This is a genomic window from Pseudomonas nitroreducens (assembly GCF_024170165.1).
In the GTDB taxonomy this organism is placed as follows: domain Bacteria; phylum Pseudomonadota; class Gammaproteobacteria; order Pseudomonadales; family Pseudomonadaceae; genus Pseudomonas; species Pseudomonas nitroreducens_C.
In genome coordinates this window covers 129,886-147,326 of sequence record NZ_JALJXP010000010.1, presented here as the reverse complement: position 1 = coordinate 147,326, position 17,441 = coordinate 129,886, and the positions used below count along the sequence as shown (strand labels likewise).

At 65.9% G+C, this 17,441-nt stretch carries 14 protein-coding genes; 4 read left to right on the top strand and 10 right to left on the bottom strand.

What is annotated here, in order from left to right; translation table 11 throughout:
• Positions 1 to 4 precede the first annotated feature (4 nt).
• The gene (locus J2T47_RS20075; RefSeq protein ID WP_253450713.1) at positions 5 to 307 is read left to right on the top strand and encodes a DUF6916 family protein; all 303 of its coding nucleotides are present in this window, start codon (positions 5 to 7) and stop codon (positions 305 to 307) included.
• 23 nt (positions 308 to 330) lie between these two features.
• Here J2T47_RS20075 and J2T47_RS20070 read toward each other — a convergent pair whose 3' ends face one another.
• Positions 331 to 903, bottom strand: a complete 573-nt coding sequence (locus J2T47_RS20070) for a phage tail protein (RefSeq protein WP_253450710.1) — start codon at positions 901 to 903, stop codon at positions 331 to 333.
• Between the two features lie 18 nt (positions 904 to 921).
• A complete protein-coding gene (locus J2T47_RS20065; RefSeq protein WP_253450707.1) occupies positions 922 to 1,509 on the bottom strand; it encodes a phage tail protein in 588 nt (195 codons plus the stop codon).
• 334 nt (positions 1,510 to 1,843) lie between these two features.
• On the opposite strand from J2T47_RS20065, the gene J2T47_RS20060 reads away from it, so the two are divergent.
• Both J2T47_RS20060 and J2T47_RS20055 read left to right on the top strand, forming a co-directional pair.
• The gene (locus J2T47_RS20060; protein ID WP_253450704.1) at positions 1,844 to 8,950 is read left to right on the top strand and encodes a DUF4347 domain-containing protein; all 7,107 of its coding nucleotides are present in this window, start codon (positions 1,844 to 1,846) and stop codon (positions 8,948 to 8,950) included.
• A gap of 62 nt (positions 8,951 to 9,012) precedes the next feature.
• Positions 9,013 to 10,500 (top strand): TolC family protein, encoded by a 1,488-nt coding sequence (locus J2T47_RS20055; RefSeq protein ID WP_253450701.1) that lies wholly within the window; start codon positions 9,013 to 9,015, stop codon positions 10,498 to 10,500.
• A gap of 90 nt (positions 10,501 to 10,590) precedes the next feature.
• Here J2T47_RS20055 and J2T47_RS20050 read toward each other — a convergent pair whose 3' ends face one another.
• A complete protein-coding gene (locus tag J2T47_RS20050; protein ID WP_253450698.1) occupies positions 10,591 to 11,562 on the bottom strand; it encodes a DMT family transporter in 972 nt (323 codons plus the stop codon).
• A gap of 105 nt (positions 11,563 to 11,667) precedes the next feature.
• On the opposite strand from J2T47_RS20050, the gene J2T47_RS20045 reads away from it, so the two are divergent.
• Positions 11,668 to 12,567 carry a LysR family transcriptional regulator gene (locus J2T47_RS20045; protein ID WP_253450695.1) on the top strand — a complete coding sequence of 300 codons (900 nt, stop codon included), beginning with the start codon at positions 11,668 to 11,670 and terminating at the stop codon, positions 12,565 to 12,567.
• A 34-nt stretch (positions 12,568 to 12,601) separates the two neighbouring features.
• Here the strand turns inward: J2T47_RS20045 and J2T47_RS20040 are convergent, their stop codons facing one another.
• The 7 genes from J2T47_RS20040 to J2T47_RS20010 form a co-directional block, all read right to left on the bottom strand.
• Complete coding sequence (locus J2T47_RS20040; RefSeq protein ID WP_253450692.1) at positions 12,602 to 13,084, bottom strand: hypothetical protein; 483 nt, start codon at positions 13,082 to 13,084, stop codon at positions 12,602 to 12,604.
• A gap of 111 nt (positions 13,085 to 13,195) precedes the next feature.
• Positions 13,196 to 13,714: a hypothetical protein gene (locus tag J2T47_RS20035; protein ID WP_253450689.1), complete on the bottom strand. Its 519-nt coding sequence runs from the start codon at positions 13,712 to 13,714 to the stop codon at positions 13,196 to 13,198.
• Between the two features lie 63 nt (positions 13,715 to 13,777).
• The gene (locus J2T47_RS20030) at positions 13,778 to 14,098 is read right to left on the bottom strand and encodes a hypothetical protein (RefSeq protein WP_253450686.1); all 321 of its coding nucleotides are present in this window, start codon (positions 14,096 to 14,098) and stop codon (positions 13,778 to 13,780) included.
• Positions 14,099 to 14,132: 34 nt separating this feature from the next.
• On the bottom strand, positions 14,133 to 14,528 hold the full coding sequence (locus J2T47_RS20025) for a hypothetical protein (protein ID WP_045214467.1): 396 nt from the start codon (positions 14,526 to 14,528) through the stop codon (positions 14,133 to 14,135).
• Positions 14,525 to 15,112 (bottom strand): hypothetical protein, encoded by a 588-nt coding sequence (locus J2T47_RS20020; RefSeq protein WP_253450682.1) that lies wholly within the window; start codon positions 15,110 to 15,112, stop codon positions 14,525 to 14,527. The genes J2T47_RS20025 and J2T47_RS20020 overlap by 4 nt, the downstream gene beginning before the upstream one ends.
• 210 nt (positions 15,113 to 15,322) lie before the next feature.
• Positions 15,323 to 16,231, bottom strand: coding sequence for an alpha/beta fold hydrolase (locus J2T47_RS20015; RefSeq protein ID WP_367399512.1), 909 nt, complete (start codon positions 16,229 to 16,231; stop codon positions 15,323 to 15,325).
• Positions 16,232 to 16,417: 186 nt separating this feature from the next.
• Entirely contained in the window at positions 16,418 to 17,254 is an 837-nt protein-coding gene (locus J2T47_RS20010) for a PhzF family phenazine biosynthesis protein (RefSeq protein ID WP_253450677.1), read from the bottom strand.
• Between the last annotated feature and the right edge of the window lie 187 nt (positions 17,255 to 17,441).

Here is a 17,441-nt window from a genome sequence, read left to right as displayed (position 1 = left end):
CCTCATGCTCATCGACCTCCAGGGCCTGACGGCCCAGGCATTCAGCTCTGAACTCGGCCAGGTATTCACCGCGCACACCGTTCCCGATCCGGTCCAGCTGACCTTGCACAACGTGATCGAAGGACGCGAGGTCGGCGGTGGTTTCCGCAGGCCTTTCGCGCTGATCTTCACCACGCCGATGCAGGTGCTGCTGCTCGAGGCCCAGTATCGCCTGAGCAGCCCGAGCGGGCGTGATTACGAAATCCACCTGGCGCCGCTGGCTGCGACGGTCGACGGCCAGCGCCACTACCAGGCCCTGTTCAGCTAGGGCCTGGCAGCGGGCCGGGCCGATCAGTTGCGGCTGGGGAAAACCCCGACGGTGCAAATGCACTGGTTCAGCGCCAGATAGGGCTGCAGAATCGAGACAGGCAGGCTGCCGCCGGCCACCGCCAGCGTCACGTTCAGTTGCCCCTGTGCCGGCAGTTGTACCGAGCCCGGTGCGGGGCCGTAGATCTGCACCGTGACGGCGTCACGCCCGGCGACACCCACCGACTGCGCCAGCGTATCGCTGGTCGTCGCCTGGCTGGCACTGGCTGCGTTGCCGGACTGCTGCAGCAGCACGGTGGCCTCCGCAATGGCGCCGTGGCTATGGATCGGCATCTGCGCGGTAGTCAGGGTGGTGTGTTCCGTACCGGCTTGGGCACCCAGCGGGTAGTTGGCGTTTTGGCCGATGCCCGCGCGCCCGCCAAGATTGGGCAGCCAGAAGGTGTTGACGCCGTCGCCACCGTAGGTGGTGCCCAGCAGTGCATAGAGCGTCTGGTTCTGCGAGATGCTCATTTGCTGGCCATTGCAGATCATCCAGTTTCTCGGCGCGAAGCTGCCTGCAAAGGGTGCGACGACGCCCATGTAGCTATCGACATCCATGTGGTGCTCCTTTAGTCGTCAGTTGCGCGAGGGATACAGCCCGGAAACGCAGATGATGTAGTTGATGGCCTGGAACGGCTGCACGATGGAGAGTGGCTGGGAGCCACCGGCCGGCTGGACGTTGACCGTCGCCGAACTGGACAGCGGCAGGTTCACCGAGCCCGGTGCCGGCGCGTAGATCTTCACGTCGACGGCGTCGCGGCCGTAGGCGCCATTGGCGGCTGCCAGCACCGAGGTAGCGCTGGGCGTGGCCGAAGTGGCGGCTGCCGTGCTGGTCGGCAACGAGGCGCTGAGGGTGCTGACGGCGGCGTGGGTGTGCATCGGCATCTGAGCGGTGGTCAGGGTGGTGCTTTCCGTGCCCCCGACCTGGCCGAGCGCGTACATGGATGTCCCCGGCGACTGGCCCGTGCCGACGGGGACGCGACCCTGCAGGTTGGGCAGGCCGAAGGTGTTCTGGCCGTTGCCGCCGTAGACGGTGCCCAGCAGCGAGAACAGCGCGGTGTTCTGCTGGACGGCGAGGATCTGCCCGGCGCAGAACATCCAGCCGCGCGGTGCGAAATTCGGGGCCCAGCCGCTGATCGAGCCGAGATAGGACTGTTCACTCATGATCATTTCCCTACTTTGAGTTGTTATCGCTTCATCACGGGACTGGCCCGCCGACCAATCCGCTGGCGATCGGGCCGAGAGGAAACATAGACGATATCCGTGAGTGCGTCGGGCTCGCTGTTATTGATCGAATTGCCGGCAAGTGCCGGCTATCGGGCCATTGACGTCAGCTTTCCATCAGGCATTATGGTGAGATCAATCCAATAACAATTTGCCAGCTTGCAGTCGTCGTACCGGAGCCGGTGCGGCTTTGCGTGTGTGCTCTCAGGGAGGAGGCCATATGTTCAGGCATTGGTTCGCGTCGTCGGCCGTTCGCAAGCATCAGTCGGGCGCCATGCGCTCCCCACTGGCCCTGAGCCTCGAAGCCAGGATGATGTTCGACGGCGCGGTCGCCGCCACCGTCGCGGATACCGCCGCCAGTCAGAGCGCCGATCATCCCGCCGCCCAGGACAAAACACCCACCGACTCGTCCTCCCACGACACCCTCGCCGCAGCCCCCACTGCTTCCTCCGACCAGCGCCATGAAGTGGTGTTCGTCGACAGCAAGGTCGCCAATTACCAGCAACTGGTCGCCAGCCTGAAGCCGGGTACCGAAGTGGTGGTGCTCGACGGCAACAAGGACGGCCTGCAGCAGATCGCCCAGTACCTCAACGGTCGCACCGGCATCGACGCCATCCATATCCTCAGCCACGGCGAAGAGGGTGAAGTGCATCTGGGCAACACCGTGCTCAGCACCGACAACCTGGCCAGTAAGGCTTCGCAACTGTCCGCCATCGGCGACAGCCTGGATGCCGATGGCGACATCCTTCTCTACGGCTGCGACGTGGCCAAGGGCTCCGGCGAAGTGCTGCTGCAACAACTGTCGGTGCTTACCCGCGCCGACGTGGCTGCCTCCACCGATCGCACCGGCGCCGCGGCCCTGGGCGGCAACTGGACGCTGGAAGCCCACACCGGCAGCATCGAGACGCAGCGCCCCTGGGCTTCCGACAGCGGCCCCGATTATGCCGACCTGCTGGCGCTGCCCTCGGCAAACCAGTCGCTGGGCGACACCTACTGGACCAACAACACCGGCGGCAACACGGTGGATGGCTTCACCCTCAGTGAGTCCACGGGCGCAGTGCGGGAGAGCTCGCCGGACTCGATCTATTTCAGAACGAGCTCCGTGGCTGACGGGGACAGCAACTACTACTACCAGCTGACCTGGACCGCGGATAACGTTGATCTTGGCAAGTTCGACCTGGATGGCCTGGTGATCCAGTCCTTCGGCGGCAACTACCGGCTGGACGTCAGCGCGATTTCCGGGGGCGCTACGGTTACCCAGTCGTTCACCTTCTCGGGTGCACAGGGACCACTGACCGTCAACATCGACAGTTCACTGTTCAACGACATCAGCAGCTTTACCCTGCGCGTCACCAATCTCAACGGCTCCACATCGGTCGCCAACATCGACCTGCAGCAGGTCCTGCTCACCGACCTGAAGGGGCCCAACGCCGATCCGGTGCTCGGCGGGCTCAATGGCAAGACCGCAAGCTTCACCGAAGATAACGGGCCGACGCTGATCGATGCGGCGGGCCTGGCCACGGTGAGCGACAGCGACTCGGCGAACTTCGATGGCGGTCAGCTGCGCGTGGCAATCACCTCCGGCCAGCAATCGCTGGAGGACGTCCTGGGCATTCGCAACCAAGGGACCGGCGCCGGCCAGATCAGCGTTTCGGGCGCCAATATCTCCTACGGCGGCGTGCTCATCGGCACTTACACGGGGGGCAGCGGCGGCAGCAACCTGGTGGTGACCTTCAACTCCGTGGCCACCGCAGCGGCAGCGCAGGCGCTGGTGCGCAACCTGACCTACGTGAACAGCAACGGGCTTGACCCGAACACTGCGGCGCGCACTATCAGTGTGACCGTTTCCGATGGCGATGGCGGCACCAGCGCAGCATCGAACGTCACTCTCAGCGTGATCGCCACCAACGACGCCCCGATGCTCGCGCCTGCCAACAACGCCATCGGCTACACCGAGAACGCAGCCGCAGTGGCGCTGAGCCCCACGCTGACCCTGGTGGACGACGGCAACAGCTTCCAGAAGGCCACGGTCACCATCAGCGATCTGCGCGTCGGCGATTCCCTCACCGTCGGCAGCCCGGGCGCTTTCGCCACCAGCTACAACAGCGCCACCGGCGTCCTGACGATCACCGGTGGCGGCAGCGCCGCCGCGTTGCAGGCCGTCCTGCGCTCGGTGAGTTTCTCCTCCAGCTCGGATGACCCGACCTTCGGGGGTTCCGATACCACCCGGCAGATCAATTTCGTGGTCACCGACAGCGCTGGCGTCGACTCCAACAGCGCCGTCGTCCAGGTGGCGATCACCGCCATCAACGACGCGCCGACCCTGTCTGGCGGCCCTTACACCTGGGTCGGTACCAACGAAGACACCAGCTCCCAGGCCGTCACGGTCAGCAGCCTGCTGGCCGGCGTTACCTACGCCGACGTCGATGGCCCCGCCAGCGGAATTGCCCTGACGGCCAGCTCCGGCAGCAGCGTCTGGCAGTACTCCACCGATGGCGTGACCTGGACCGATGTTGGCGCGGTGTCCAATGGCAGCGCGCTGCTGCTGTCGGGCAGTACCCTGCTTCGCTATGTGCCCGATGGCAAAAACGGTGGGACGGCCACACTGACTTTTCGCGCCTGGGACCAGACCTTCGGCATCGCTTCCCTCAACGGCATTCGCTCCACCTCCGATACCAGCTCCAACGGCGGCAGCACGGCGTTCTCGACGGGCATCGCGCAGGCAACAATCAGCGTCAGCAGCGTCAACGATGCACCCGTGTTGACCCCCTCCAGCCCGATGCTCAACACGCTGACCGACGGTGACGTGAATAACGTCGGACAGGCGGTTTCCAGCCTCATCACCGGTCAGGTCAGCGACGTGGACACGGGCGCGGTGCAGGGCATTGCCATCACCGGCCTGAACTCCGGCGTCGGTGGCACCTGGCAGTTCAGCCTGGACAGCGGCGCCAGCTGGCAGGACGTCGGTACCGTTTCCACGGCTTCGGCGCTGCTGCTGCGCAGCAGCGATCGCGTGCGCTTCGTGCCCGACGGCGTCCATGGCACCACTGCCAGCTTCACCTTCAAGGCCTGGGACCAGAGCGGCTTCACCGCCGGTCAACAGGGGTTCAAGCTCGACGCTTCCAGCAGCGGCGGCACCACGCCGTTTTCCTTGTCCAGCGATGCCGCCAGCGTCACCGTCATCGCGATCAACGACGCCCCGGTGGTCGCCAGCAGTGGCGGCAGCGCGGCGTTCGTCGAAGGGGCGGACGTGGCGTCCACGCCGGTGGTGGTCGACAGCGGCCTTACCGTGTCGGACATCGATTCGCCGCTGCTCTACAGCGCCTCGGTGAAGATCACTGGCAATCTGCGGCCCTCCGAGGATGTGCTCGGATTCACCAACGATCCTGCCACCATGGGTGACATCAGCGGCAGCTACAACGCCGCCACTGGCACAATGACCTTCACTTCCGCCAGTGGCGCCAGCGCGGCCCAGTGGCAGGCAGCGCTGCGCTCGGTGACCTACAGCAACAGCTCGGACACCCCGGACACCACCACGCGCAGCGTCAGCTTCAGCGTGAGCGACGGCCAGCTCGACAGCGTCGACGCCACCCGCAGCGTGACCGTGACCGCCGCCAACGATTCCCCACAGCTCAGCCTGCCTGGCGTGATCAGTCTCAGCGAAGACACCACCGGGCCCATTACCGGCATCGTCGTCTCCGACGTCGACGCGGGTACCGGCAACGTTCAGGTTACCTTCACGCTGCCGGCCAACAGCGGCACCGTGCTGGCGATCCCCAGCAGCAACGTCACGGTCGGCGTTGGGTCCAACACTGTGCAGCTCACCGGCAAGGTCGCGGACATCAACGCCTACATCGCCGGGATGAACCTCTTCTACTCGCCGAACGCGAACTTCAACGGCAACGTCACCCTCGGTGTCAGTATCACTGACCTGGGCAACAGCGGTGGCCCGGCGAAGACCGACAGCGGCAGCCTGATCCTGCAGGTCGATGCGGTGAACGATGCTCCGGGCATCCCCGTGGTGCCGTCGTTGCCGGTGAGCGGCAGCGAGGACGTCCCCCTGGTGCTGAACGGCATCAGCTTCAGCGACATCGACGCCGGATCGGGTGTGGTCCGGGCGACCTTCAGCGTCGCCGCAGGCAGCGGCACTTTCAGTGCCCTGGCCGGTGCCGGCGTGACGCTGACGGGTTCGGGCACCAACCAACTGGTGCTCAGCGGTAGCCTGAGCGATATCAACGCCTTCATCGCCGGCAGCCAGGTGAGCTACCTGTCAGCAGTCAATGCCTCGGGCAACGTCACCGTGACGGTCAGCCTCGATGACCGCGGCAATACCGGCACGGGTGGCGCCAAGGTTTCATCGGCCACCTTCAATCTGGCCATCAGCCCGGTGAACGACGCTCCGGTGAACAGCGTGCCGGGTGCCCAGACGGTGCTCTCGAACGAAACGCTGGTCTTCAGCGCCGGCAATGGCAACGCGATCTCCATCTCGGACGTGGATGTCGCGGGTGGGAACCTGCGCGTGACGCTCGTCGGCATCAACGGGCTGATCACCCTGGGCAGCACCTCGGGCCTGTCGTTCCTGGCCGGTGATGGCACCGTCGATGCCATCATGACTTTCGATGGCTCCCTCGCCGACATCAACAATGCGCTGGCAGGGCTGAGCTTCACCCCACTGGCCGGCTACCACGGCGCGGCTTCGCTGCAGATCATCACCAATGACCAGGGGCAGTCCGGCTCCGGTGGCCAGCAGACCGATACCGATATCATCTCGATCAACGTCGAGCAGCCCAACCCGCGTATCGTCGGCGTCAGTGCCGGCACCCCGGACGGCACCTACAAGGTCGGCGATCAGATTCTGGTCCTCGTCGAGTTCGACCAGAGCGTCAGCGTCGACACCACCTCCGGCAGGCCGAGCCTGCTGCTGGAAACCGGCATCATCGACCGCACCGCCCAGTACCTGGGCGGCAGCGGCAGCAACATCCTGTCGTTCCTCTATACCGTGCAGGCCGGCGACCAGAGCGCGGACCTCAACATTGCCGGCGTCGGCGCGCTGTCGCTCAACGGCGCGAGGATCTTCAACGCGCGCCTGGACGATGCCTTCAGCGACCTGCCGGACCCGGCCAGCATCGACAGCCTGGCCAGTCGCGCCAACCTGGTAATCGACGGCGTGGCGCCTGTCGTCAACAGTGTCACGGTGCCGGCCAACGGCACCTATGTGGCGGGGCAGAACCTCGATTTCGTCGTCAACTTCAGCGAGAACGTGATCGTCGACACCAGTGGCGGCACGCCGAGCATCGCCGTGACTCTGGATGGTGGCGGCACTGTCCTGGCCCAATACGTCAGTGGCAGCGGTGGCACGGCCCTGCTGTTCCGCCTGGTGGTATCCAGCGGTCAGTTCGACAGCAACGGCATCAGCCTTGGCTCGTCCATCCAGACCGGCGGCGCCACCCTGCGTGACAGCGCCGGCAACGACATCGTTGCCAGCCTCAACAGCGTGGCGAGTACCACCGGCGTGCTGGTCGATGCCGTGGCGCCCACGGTCAGCAGTGTCAGCGTGCCGGTCGGCGTTCCCTACAACGCCGGCGATACCCTGACCTTCGTGGTCAACACCAGCGAAGCCGTGCTGGTCAACGGCACCCCGCGACTGTCCCTGGATATCGGCGGCCATACGGTATTCGCCGACCTGGTCGCCGGCTCCGGCACTTCGACCCTGGTCTTCCAGTACACCGTCCAGGCGGGTGACAACGACGCCGACGGCATCAGCGTGAATGGTCTTGCTGCCAACGGCGCGACCCTGCGCGACGCCGTCGGCAACAACATGAACCTGACGCTCAATAATGTGGGTGCCACCTCCGGCGTGATCGTCGATACCGTGGCACCGACACCCAGCGCCATCGTCACCCTCGACCCGTCGCCGACCAATGCCGGCAGCGTGCGTTACACCGTGACCTTCAGCGAAGGCGTCAGCGGCGTCGACCTGAGTGACTTTGCGCTGGTCGGCACCGGTACCGCTGCGGGCAGCCTGAGCGGCCTGCAGCAGATCGACGCGCGTACCTACCAGATCACCGTCAGCGACGTCTCGGGGACCGGCACGCTGGGCTTGAACCTCAATGGCGGCGCCACTGGTATCGTTGACACGGCAGGCAACCCCCTGAGCGGCGGGCTGACGGGTGCGGTGTACAGCGTCGACCGCGATGCGCCGACCGTTACCGCAGTCACTGTGCCTGCGGGGAGCCTCAATAACGCGGGCGACACCCTCGATTTCGTGGTGCAGACCAGCGAAGCCGTGGTGGTCGACGGCTCGCCGAAACTGGCCATCGACATGGGCGGGCGCACCGTCTACGCCGACTACGTCAGCGGTTCGGGCAGCAACAGCCTGGTATTCCGCTACACCGTCCAGGCTGGCGACAACGACGCCGACGGCATCCAGGTCAGTGGGCTTTCCGCCAACGGCGGCTCCCTGCGCGACGCCACCGGCAACGCGCTGAATACATCCCTGAACGGCGTCGGTGACAGCCATGGTGTGCTGGTGGATACCCGCGCGCCCACCGCCACCGGGGTCGTGCGGCTGGACCCGTCGCCCACCGGCGCGAGCACGGTGAACTTCCTGGTGACCTTCGACGAGGACGTCAGTGGCGTCGATGCCGGCGACTTCTCCATGGTGACCAGCAACTCCGCCAGCGGCAGCATTCTCTCCGTCGTGCAACTGGACGCGCGCATCTACCGTGTGACGGTCGGCAGCGTGAGCGGGCAGGGCAGCCTGGGCTTGGCGGTCAACGCTGGCGGCATCAGCGATGCGGCCGGCAACGCGCTGGCGAACTCGTTGCGGGGCGACAGCTATGTGATCGGCTCGCTGTCCGATGGCGATCCGGAGTTCCGGATCACCACGCCGGCTGTGCCTGCCGTGCCGTCGCCTACCCCGTTGCAACCCAATGTGCCGGTGGTCGTCACGCCGCAGGGCGCCTCGCCGGTGCTGCCGCCGTCGCTGTTCCCGAGCGAAGGAACTGGTGGCCTGCCACCGCTGGGCAATATCTTCGTGCATAACGGCGCGCCGTCGCAGAGCTTCATTGCCCAGGCCTTTGGCAGTTCGTCGTTCGGCGACGGCAGCGGCAAGGGCTTCCTCGGTTTCGGCGGCGGCGACGCTGGGGTATTCGGCAGCAGCACGCTGGCCGGCATCTTCGATAGCGCCGGTAGCGACGACAACTCGCCGCTGAAGGCCTTCGATCGTCGCAGCGGCGACATCGACCAGGGCATCCGTGGCATCTTCGGCGCGCCGAGCCTGACGCAGCAACTGCAGCAGATCCACGAGTCCGAACAACAACCATTGCGTGAGCTGGCCTGGGCGCTGGGGCAAGTAGCCCAGGACCGCGACGCATCCTGATGACCACATCGCCAAGCAGAAGAAGCACAAGAACGAAGCCGTAACGAGGGGGACGGCCAGGGATGAAAAAACACACGACCTTGCTAGGGATCAGCTTGTTGGCGCTTGCCGTGTCCGGCTGCGCTGTCACCACGCAACCCATCGACCGCAGTGTCAGCGAGCAACGCGCCCGCGACGACCTGCAGGCGATGTTCAAGGATCAGGAGCCGCTCAGCGGCCCGCTGACCCTGCACGAGGCCATGGCCCGTGCGGTGAAGTACAACCTCGAGTCGCGCCTGAAGGTGATGGAGGAGGCGCTGTCGCGCCGGCAACTCGATCTCGCCACCTTCGACATGCTGCCGCGCATGGCGCTCGAGGCGGGTTACGCCGGGCGCAACAACCAGAGCGCCTCGAGCAGCCAGAGCGTGCTGACCAACACCCAGTCGCTGGAACCCTCCACCTCGCAGGACCGCGACCGCGACGTCGCCGACCTGACCATGGTGTGGAACGTGCTGGACTTCGGCGTCAGCTATGTCAGCGCCAAGCAGCAGGCCGACCAGCGCCTGATCGTCCAGGAGCGTCGGCGCAAGGTGGTGCAGACCATCATCCAGGACGTGCGCTCGGCCTACTGGCGCGCGGTCGCCGCACAGCGCCTGCTCGACCGCATCGACGCGCTGATGGCGCGGGTCGACGGCGCGCGCAAGGACAGCCAGCAGATGAGCCAGCAGCGTATCGGCGACCCGGTCCAGGCGCTGGGCTACCAGCGCGCCCTGATCGAGGCCAGCCGCCAGCTGGAGGAGCAGCGTCGTGCGCTGTCGCTGGCGAAGACCGAGCTTGCCACCCTGATCAACCTGCCGCTGGGCACCGAGCTGACCCTCGCCGCGCCGGAAGGCTACGACGTGCCCGAGCTGAAAGTGGGCCTCGAGCAACTGGAGCAGCAGGCCCTGGCCAGCCGCCCGGAACTGCGCGAGCAGGACTACCAGGCGCGTATCAGCGCCGCGGAAACCCGCAAGGCCATGCTGCGCCTGCTGCCGGGCCTGGAATTCTCCGCCGGCGGGCACTACGACTCCAACAGCTTCCTGGTCAACAACCGCTGGGCCGACTACGGCGTGAAGGTCACCTGGAACCTGTTCAACGTGCTGTCCGCCCCGGCAGCCATCGACGTGGCCAAGGCGGGCGAAGACGTCAACGTGGCCCGTCGGCAGGCCATGTCGATGGCCGTGCTGGCACAGCTCTACGTGGCCAACGCCAACTACAACGAGGCGCGCCGCCAGTTCGTCACCACCCAGGAGTTGGCCAGCCTGGACAACCAGATCGTCGGCCAGCTGCGCAACCGCCACCAGGCGCAGGGCATCGGCGAGCTGGACCTGATCCAGGGCGAACTCAATGCCCTGCAGGCGGACCTGCGTCGCGACCTGGCCTATGCCGAGTTGCGCAACAGCTACGGCCAGGTGTTCGCCTCGGCCGGCGTCGATCCGCTGCCCGGCAACGCCGCCGACACCAAGCTGACCACCCTGGCGAACGGCCTGGCCGAGAAGGAACGTCAGCTCGACAGCGGCAACGTGCAGTAATCGCCCCTGGCGTGCCAGTGCCGGAACGCTACTGGCACGCCGAGGGCTGCACGCCCGCCGTGAGCGCGCGGATCATCCGAGCCGATGCGCTCAACCGGTCGCCTTGCAATCCTCGGCGTGCTGCTTCGGCGCAGGCTGAGGCGCTGCCTTGGCCCCGGACAACCGCGACACCCCGAACAACACCAGTGCCAGTCCGGCAATCTGGTAGAGCGTGATCGCCTCGCCCAGCAGCGCCCAGGACGCGAACACCGTCAGCACCGGGCCGAGGTTTCCGAACGCGGCGGCATGGGTCGCGCCCATGCGCTGGATCGCCAGCGCCATCCAGTAGATCGGCAGCACGGTGGAGATCAGCGCCATCAGCGAGCCGTGGACCCACACCGCGCCGGGCAGTGCCAGCAATTGCTGCACGTCGCCGCTCACCGCGTAGTGGATCAGCACCATCACCGATGAAGCGCCGCCGGCGAGCCCGGCCAGCCGCATCGAGCCCGCGCGCCTTACCACGGCGGCTGTGCCCATGTAGTAGAGGGCATAGGTCACGGCGCTGGCGAACACCCAGAGGGCGCCCAGCAGGATCTGTCCGCCGCCGCCTTCGACGCGGAGGTCATGCACCAGCGCGATGCCCAGTCCCAGGTAGCACAAGCCCATGGCGGCCAGGGTCCGGGAGTCGGGGCGCTCGCGGTTCACGGCCATCTGCAGGAGCAGCACCAGGGTCGGGTAGGTGAACAGGATCAGCCGTTCCAGCCCGGCGCTGATGTACTGCAGGCCGTAAAAGTCGAACAGGCTGGACAGGTAATAGCCGAACAACCCGAGCAGCAGGATGCGCACGCCATCTGCCGGCGTCAGGCGGGCCTGTTCCGGGCTGCGGCTCAGCCAGATCAGCCAGAGGAACAGCGGCAGTGCAAGGCCCATGCGGATGGCCAGCACCGTCACCGCATCCACTGGTGCGGCGGCGTAGGAGAGCTTCACGAAGACCGCCTTGAGGCTGAAGCCCGTGGCGGACAGCACGGCGAAGAACACGCCGTTCTGCAGGCTGCGCTGGTAGAGAGAGGTCAGGCTATTCATGGCGGCACGGACGCAAGGCAGGAGAAAGGCTTTATTCTAGAGAGAAGGCCATTCCGCTAGAATCGCAAGTTGGCGAACGTGGCTTTCGTTTTTGGAGAACGCTTCATGCATTTCGATCTTGCCGATCTGCGCCTGATCGCCGCCATCGCCAGCACCGGCAGCCTGAGCAAGGCGGCGGCTTCGGTTCCAGTGGCGGTCTCGGCGGCGAGCAACCGCCTGCGCCTGTTCGAGGAGCGCTGCGGGCTCGCCCTGTTCGCCCGGCACAGCGACGGCATGACCCTCACGCCAACCGGCCGCCTGGTGCTGGAGGCCAGCCAGCGGGTACTCAAGGAGGCCCGGCAGCTGCGCGACACCCTGCAGGAACTGAGTGGAGAGCGGCGCATCACCCTGCGCCTGGCGGCTTCCACCGTGGCCAACAGCACTTTCCTGCCCACCGCGCTGGGGCCCTTCCTGGCGGACTACCCGGAAGTGGACCTGCAACTGACCGAGCAGAACAGCAAGGATGTGCTGCGCGCGGTGCAGGAAGGGCAGATCGACATCGGCGTCTACGACGGCAACCTGCCCACCGCCGGGCTGCTGTCGCTGCCGTTCCGCAACGACAAGCTGGTACTGCTGGTGCCGCAGGATCATCCGCTGGCCGGCCAGCACCTGCCGAGCCTGCGCGATGCACTGAGTTTCCCCTTCGTCTGTCTGCCCGCCGAGCGCGCCATGCAGCGCTTCGTCGAGGCGATGGCGGTGCGCAATGCGATGCCGCTCAAGGTGCGCGTGCGCGCGCCGAGCTTCGATGCCATTGCCCAGCTGGTCGCCCAGCGGGTAGGCGTGGCCATGCTGCCGGAAGCGGCGGCGACGCGCATGGCGCAGGAACTGCCGGCGGCAGTGGTGCCTCTCGCCGATGCCTGGGCCACCCGTGAACTGCGCATCTGCGTCGCGGACTGGGATGCGCTGTCGTCCCACGCCCGGCAACTGGTGACCTACCTGATGGGTGAGGGGGCCGCCATTCGTTGAATCGCGCCGGGGCGGGAGAGAGGGGCGGCCAGCCTTACGCGGTGGTATTCACCGAGGTACCGCTGGTGCTGCTGCCCGAATCGGTCAGGGCTTCGGAATAGGCCGCGGTGGCTGCGGCTACCGCTGCCGAGGCAGACGAAACCCGCGCCTGGGCCGCCTGGGCAGCGATCTGCTGGGCCTGCTTTTCTTCCTCGGTCTGGCCGCCGCCCTGGCTGGCCCTGGCCAGTTCCTGCTCGGCTTCTTCCAGCTCCTTCTGTGCCTGCTCCATGGCCTGCTTGAGCTTCTCCAGGGTGGTGTCGGAACTGCTGCTGTCGGAGCTGCCGCTCGCGCCGCCGGCAGCGCCGCCACCCGCCGCTCCGCCCGTCGCCTGGGTGGAGGAACTGGCCGAGGCCTGGGAGGTACCGGTGGCGTCGCTGCTGGCGCTGCTTTCGCTGCTGCTGGAGGTGCTCGAAGCGGCCGAGGTCGAGGCGCTGGTATAGCGAACGTTGGTGGCGCTGACGGCGCTGATGGTAGTCATGGACGGGCTTCCGCTGAGGATGGGTATCCGCAATGGCGGCCGCCGGGGAAACAAATTTAGAGCGGTTTGTTATCGACTTGGTATCGGGCCTGGTACTTCAGGCGCGCTGCCTCAGTGCTGCTCCACCAGTCGCGGTGTCTGCGAACCTTCCAGGGCCAGGTGGATCACGCCGGCGCGGCTGGGGAAGTTCGGTGAGTCGTCATCGGTATTTTCCATCACCGGGATGTCGATCAGGGTGCGCTGGCCCGCCGGGTCGGCGATCAGCCGGGCATCCAGCTTCTCGACCGAGCGCCAGCCACCGCCGCCGATCTGCATCGCGTCCAGCAGGCTGTAATGCTCCTGGCCTTCCTCGTTGGGCGTGGAGGAAAACACCGCGAGGTACTGGCTGTAGTTGTTGCCCATGTCGAAGCCTTCGATGGTGAAGACCGCGAGGGTGAGTTCGTTGCCCGGGCCGGCCTTCAGGGTCTGCACACGGGTGGCCTCGGGGTAGCCGGTGGCAAAGCTGTCCTTGTACAGCTCGACCAGGCGGCTGACCTGTTCTTCCAGGGGCTTGGGCACGGGCGGCTGGTCCGCGGCGTGGGCGAGGGTACAGGCAAGCAGCAGGCTGGCGGGCAGCAGGCGCAGTTTCATGAGGGTCATCCTTGACTGGGGGGGCGGTCCGGCCGGCATCGGTGGATGCCGGCCTTCTCCGGATTACTGCTTGAGGCCGGGAATCGCGTTCTTCGGCACCCAGTCACCGACTGCCGAGCAGGAGAAGGTGTTGGAGTAGTCGTAGAACTGCTGCGCGAGGGAGCTGGCCTCGTAGGTGCCGCACTGGTAGACCGACGTGCCTTTCTGCAGGATCAGGAAGTGGATCTGCGTGACCCGCCCCGGCGCCACGTAGGCCGCCTTCACTTCATAGCCGCTGCGCAGCAGCTCCGTCACCTTCACTTCTTCGGCGACAGCCTGCGAGGCAATGCCCAGGAGGCCGAACAGCGGGAATGCAGCTTTCGTCAGGTAGCTCATGCTGGGCATGCTTGGGTTCCTTCCTGGCTGGGGAGGCCTGGGCTCAGGCTTCAGGTTTCAGCGCGATGCCGCCGCAATTGCCGCGGGTCAGCAGGTAATCCACCTGCCGGGCGCGGTTGATCGCCACGCGGATTTCGCAGCTGGCCGAATGGACCACATCGCCCCAGTACTCGGTGTGCACCAGCTGGCCGTTCTGCGGGCCGGTATAGGTGCCGAGCGCTTCACGGGAGACGTAGGAGGTGTCGCGGCGGTAGATCAGCACGACCCAGTCGTTCTCCGGCGCCAGGCCGATATCGCTGGGCGCGCCGAAGTGGTCGATGGCGTCGCCGGCCGGGCGGCCCTTCCAGTAGCTGCGCGCCTGCGCCTCGGGCAGGGTGGGGATGGCGGAGCAGCCGCCGAGCAGGATGGCGATCATCCCCAGTGCGAGTAGACCTTTCATTGCACGCCCTCCTTGGCCGGTGCGTTCTTCACGGGCATCTGCTCGAAGCCCTTGTCGACCATCTGCAGGATCAGGTCCTTGGCGTGCTCGCGGTTGCGCAGCTGGAACAGGCCAGGGGCGGCCGAGACCAGCTGTGTCATGGGCATCTTGCCCAGCGGGTACATCTTCTGCTCGACGTGGGCGTCGGGCTTGCAGAGGAAGTCGCGGCTCTGGGCGATCCACGCCTCAGGCTTCTTCTGCCATTCCTTGGAAACCTTCTTCGGACGGATATCGTTGTAGAACTTGTCGTAGTTCTGCGCCCCGTTCAGGCGCACGCGGTTCTTCGCGCAGTCGACTTCGACGTCATAGGCGGTGAAGGTCGGCTTGGCGCCTTCCTCATGGAGCTCATAGACGCCCAGCGAGCGCACGCCGTTCTTGCGGTCGTAGATGTTGGCGGGGTCGCCATCGACGACAAAGATTTCGTTCTTGTAGAGACTGCCCTGCTGGTGAATCAGCCAGAAATCGCCAGAGGGACCTTCCGCTTGCGCGGCGAGCGGGCTGCAAAGCAGCAGGGCAGGCAACCAGGGCCTGAGGGGCTTGAGCATGACGGACATTCCTTTGCCGTTGTGATCGCCCGAGCGCAGCACACCCCGGCGAAAGAAGGGTAGGAAACTAGAGGCGCAGGTTTTGATGGTCAACCTGCTTGTAGGAATTTTGTGACAGACGGCAGTGAAGTTGCTGCGGCGAAGGGGAGCGCAAGAGCGCCTGTTGGCGCTCTTCGCGGGCATGGCCCGCTCCTATAGGGGGGAGGCCAGTCAGGGGGAGATGAACTGTCGAATCGCCTGGATCGTCGGCGTCGGCGCCTCTTCCATCAGCCAGTGCCCGGCACCTGGCACCACCACTTCGGTGACGTCGTCGGCAGCATTGCGCATGACGATGGCCTCGTTGGCGCCGAAGGACTTTTCACCGCCGACAGCGAGCACCGGCATCGTCAGCTTTGTCTTGTTCGACGCCTCGTTGTCCACGGCATCCTGGCGAATGCTGCGGAACTGCGAGAAGGCCGCATGCATCGCGCCGGGGCGGGCGTAGAGCTTGGCGTAATGCTGCCGGGTGGCTTCGTCGACCTTGTGCGGGTCGCCGGCGAACTCGTTCCAGAAGCGGTCCAGGTAGATGCGCTCGCGCCCGGCTACCAGGCGCTCCATGTCCGCGCCGCCGAAGTCGAAGTGCCAGAGCATGGGCGAGCGAACGATGTCATTCCACGGCGCGATGCCGGGCACCGGAGCATCCATCACCACCAGGCGTTCGGTCTGCTGCGGATATCGGGCGGCGTAGGCGTAGGCGACCATGGTGCCGATGTCATGGCCGACCACCACCGAGTGCTCGATGCCCAGGGAGGCCAGCACGGCGCGAACATCGCCGGCCTGGGTCTTCTTGTCGTAGCCGGCGGCGGGGATGGAGGACAGGCCCATGCCGCGCAGGTCCGGCACCACGACGGTGTGGTCCCTGGCCAGGTCTGCAGCCAGGGGCGCCCACATGTCGCCGGTATCGCCGAAGCCGTGCAGAAGCACCACCGCCGGCCCCTTGCCGCCGACGCGTACGTGGATGGTCGCGCCGTCTACGGCAACGTCCTGGGTACGAAAGGAGGAGGGGAAAGCCATTACGCCGGCATGCGCCGGAATGCTCAGGATCACCAGCAGGGATGCAGTCAGCAGGGAGCGGATCATCATGAACTCTCCAGAGGTCGACTGGAGGAGCGTAGTCCGCTTTGCGAGTCCAGCACGGGCCGCTGTTTTCGCCGCCTGTGTTGCCATCTCTGCGTGGGGGATTCCTTCCCGCTAACGCACTGCTTCGACCCTGGAAAGGACATTCAGTGGACGGGGAACTGATCTGTCAGTTGTGCCCATTGTCCATCAGAAGACGGCCCTGCCGGAAACGCAGTGCTGCACCTCTCCGCCTACCCAGATTATCCCGTCGATGCTTTCGATCTGTACTCGTCCGCGGCGCCCGATCACCGTACCCTGGCTGGCCGTATAGCGTTCGCCCACGATGCCCTTGCCAATCAGCCACTGGGCCAGGCCCGCATTGAGACTGCCCGTGACGGGGTCCTCGTTGCATTCCTCGCCCATGAAAGCCCTGACCTCCGCATCGGCTTCAGCGTCCGGGCCCGTCCACGGAGCGATGACGCCGACATTCAGCCCTTGCAGTGCGGCGTAGTCGGGCCTGATGGCCAGCACTTCATTGCGACTGGCCAGCAGCACACCGGCCCACCCCGGGCCGTTGTCGACCCATTGGCTGGCGCGGACCTGCCCGGTGGCGAGGCCGAGCCCCTGTTCAATCAGTTTCAGCTTCGCCGCATCCAGCGGTCCGCTGCGCTTGAGTGGCGGAGCGGAGAACGCCAGTTGCCGGCCTTGCCTGCGTATGCGGATCAGGCCCGTCGGGCACTCCTGGACAATCTCGGCAAGCTCGAGGTTGTCCTGCTGATCCAGCCAGACCTTGCAACTGCCCAGGGTCGGGTGGCCGGCAAAGGGCAGCTCTCGCAACGGCGTAAAGATACGCACGCGGTAGTGTGCTCCCGGTGCCTGAGGCTTCAACAGAAAAGTGGTCTCGCTGAGCTGCGTCCACCGCGCAAACGCCTGCATCTGTTCGGTGGTCAGCTCATCGGCATCCACGACCACTGCCAGCGCATTACCTTCGTAAGGGTGCTCGGCAAACACATCGACCTGTTCGAACTGCAAAGAAAGCGGCATCGGATTTCCTGGATAAATAACGGCGGGCAATCGCCGATCGGAGGCCGAGGCTAGTCGTCGCATGGACACAATGGAAGGGGCCCCGGATCGCTGAGCTTTGCGAGGGGCGGCCAGCGGCGCGCGTTGGCAGCGGCAAGACGGCCAGGTGGCTGTTCCGCACCCCGCGCGGAACAGGCCTTGGCAATCC

Coding starts and splice junctions, on each gene's coding strand:
- J2T47_RS20060 (WP_253450704.1), top strand. CDS start 1,844: ATGCGCTCCCCACTGGCCCTGAGCCTCGAAGCCAGGATGATGTTCGAC.
- J2T47_RS20065 (WP_253450707.1), bottom strand. CDS start 1,509: ATGAGTGAACAGTCCTATCTCGGCTCGATCAGCGGCTGGGCCCCGAAT.
- J2T47_RS20025 (WP_045214467.1), bottom strand. CDS start 14,528: ATGAAAGGTCTACTCGCACTGGGGATGATCGCCATCCTGCTCGGCGGC.
- J2T47_RS20050 (WP_253450698.1), bottom strand. CDS start 11,562: ATGAATAGCCTGACCTCTCTCTACCAGCGCAGCCTGCAGAACGGCGTG.
- J2T47_RS20035 (WP_253450689.1), bottom strand. CDS start 13,714: ATGAAACTGCGCCTGCTGCCCGCCAGCCTGCTGCTTGCCTGTACCCTC.
- J2T47_RS20040 (WP_253450692.1), bottom strand. CDS start 13,084: ATGACTACCATCAGCGCCGTCAGCGCCACCAACGTTCGCTATACCAGC.
- J2T47_RS20010 (WP_253450677.1), bottom strand. CDS start 17,254: ATGCCGCTTTCTTTGCAGTTCGAACAGGTCGATGTGTTTGCCGAGCAC.
- J2T47_RS20020 (WP_253450682.1), bottom strand. CDS start 15,112: ATGCTCAAGCCCCTCAGGCCCTGGTTGCCTGCCCTGCTGCTTTGCAGC.
- J2T47_RS20055 (WP_253450701.1), top strand. CDS start 9,013: ATGAAAAAACACACGACCTTGCTAGGGATCAGCTTGTTGGCGCTTGCC.
- J2T47_RS20045 (WP_253450695.1), top strand. CDS start 11,668: ATGCATTTCGATCTTGCCGATCTGCGCCTGATCGCCGCCATCGCCAGC.
- J2T47_RS20015 (WP_367399512.1), bottom strand. CDS start 16,231: ATGATCCGCTCCCTGCTGACTGCATCCCTGCTGGTGATCCTGAGCATT.
- J2T47_RS20075 (WP_253450713.1), top strand. CDS start 5: ATGCTCATCGACCTCCAGGGCCTGACGGCCCAGGCATTCAGCTCTGAA.
- J2T47_RS20030 (WP_253450686.1), bottom strand. CDS start 14,098: ATGCCCAGCATGAGCTACCTGACGAAAGCTGCATTCCCGCTGTTCGGC.
- J2T47_RS20070 (WP_253450710.1), bottom strand. CDS start 903: ATGGATGTCGATAGCTACATGGGCGTCGTCGCACCCTTTGCAGGCAGC.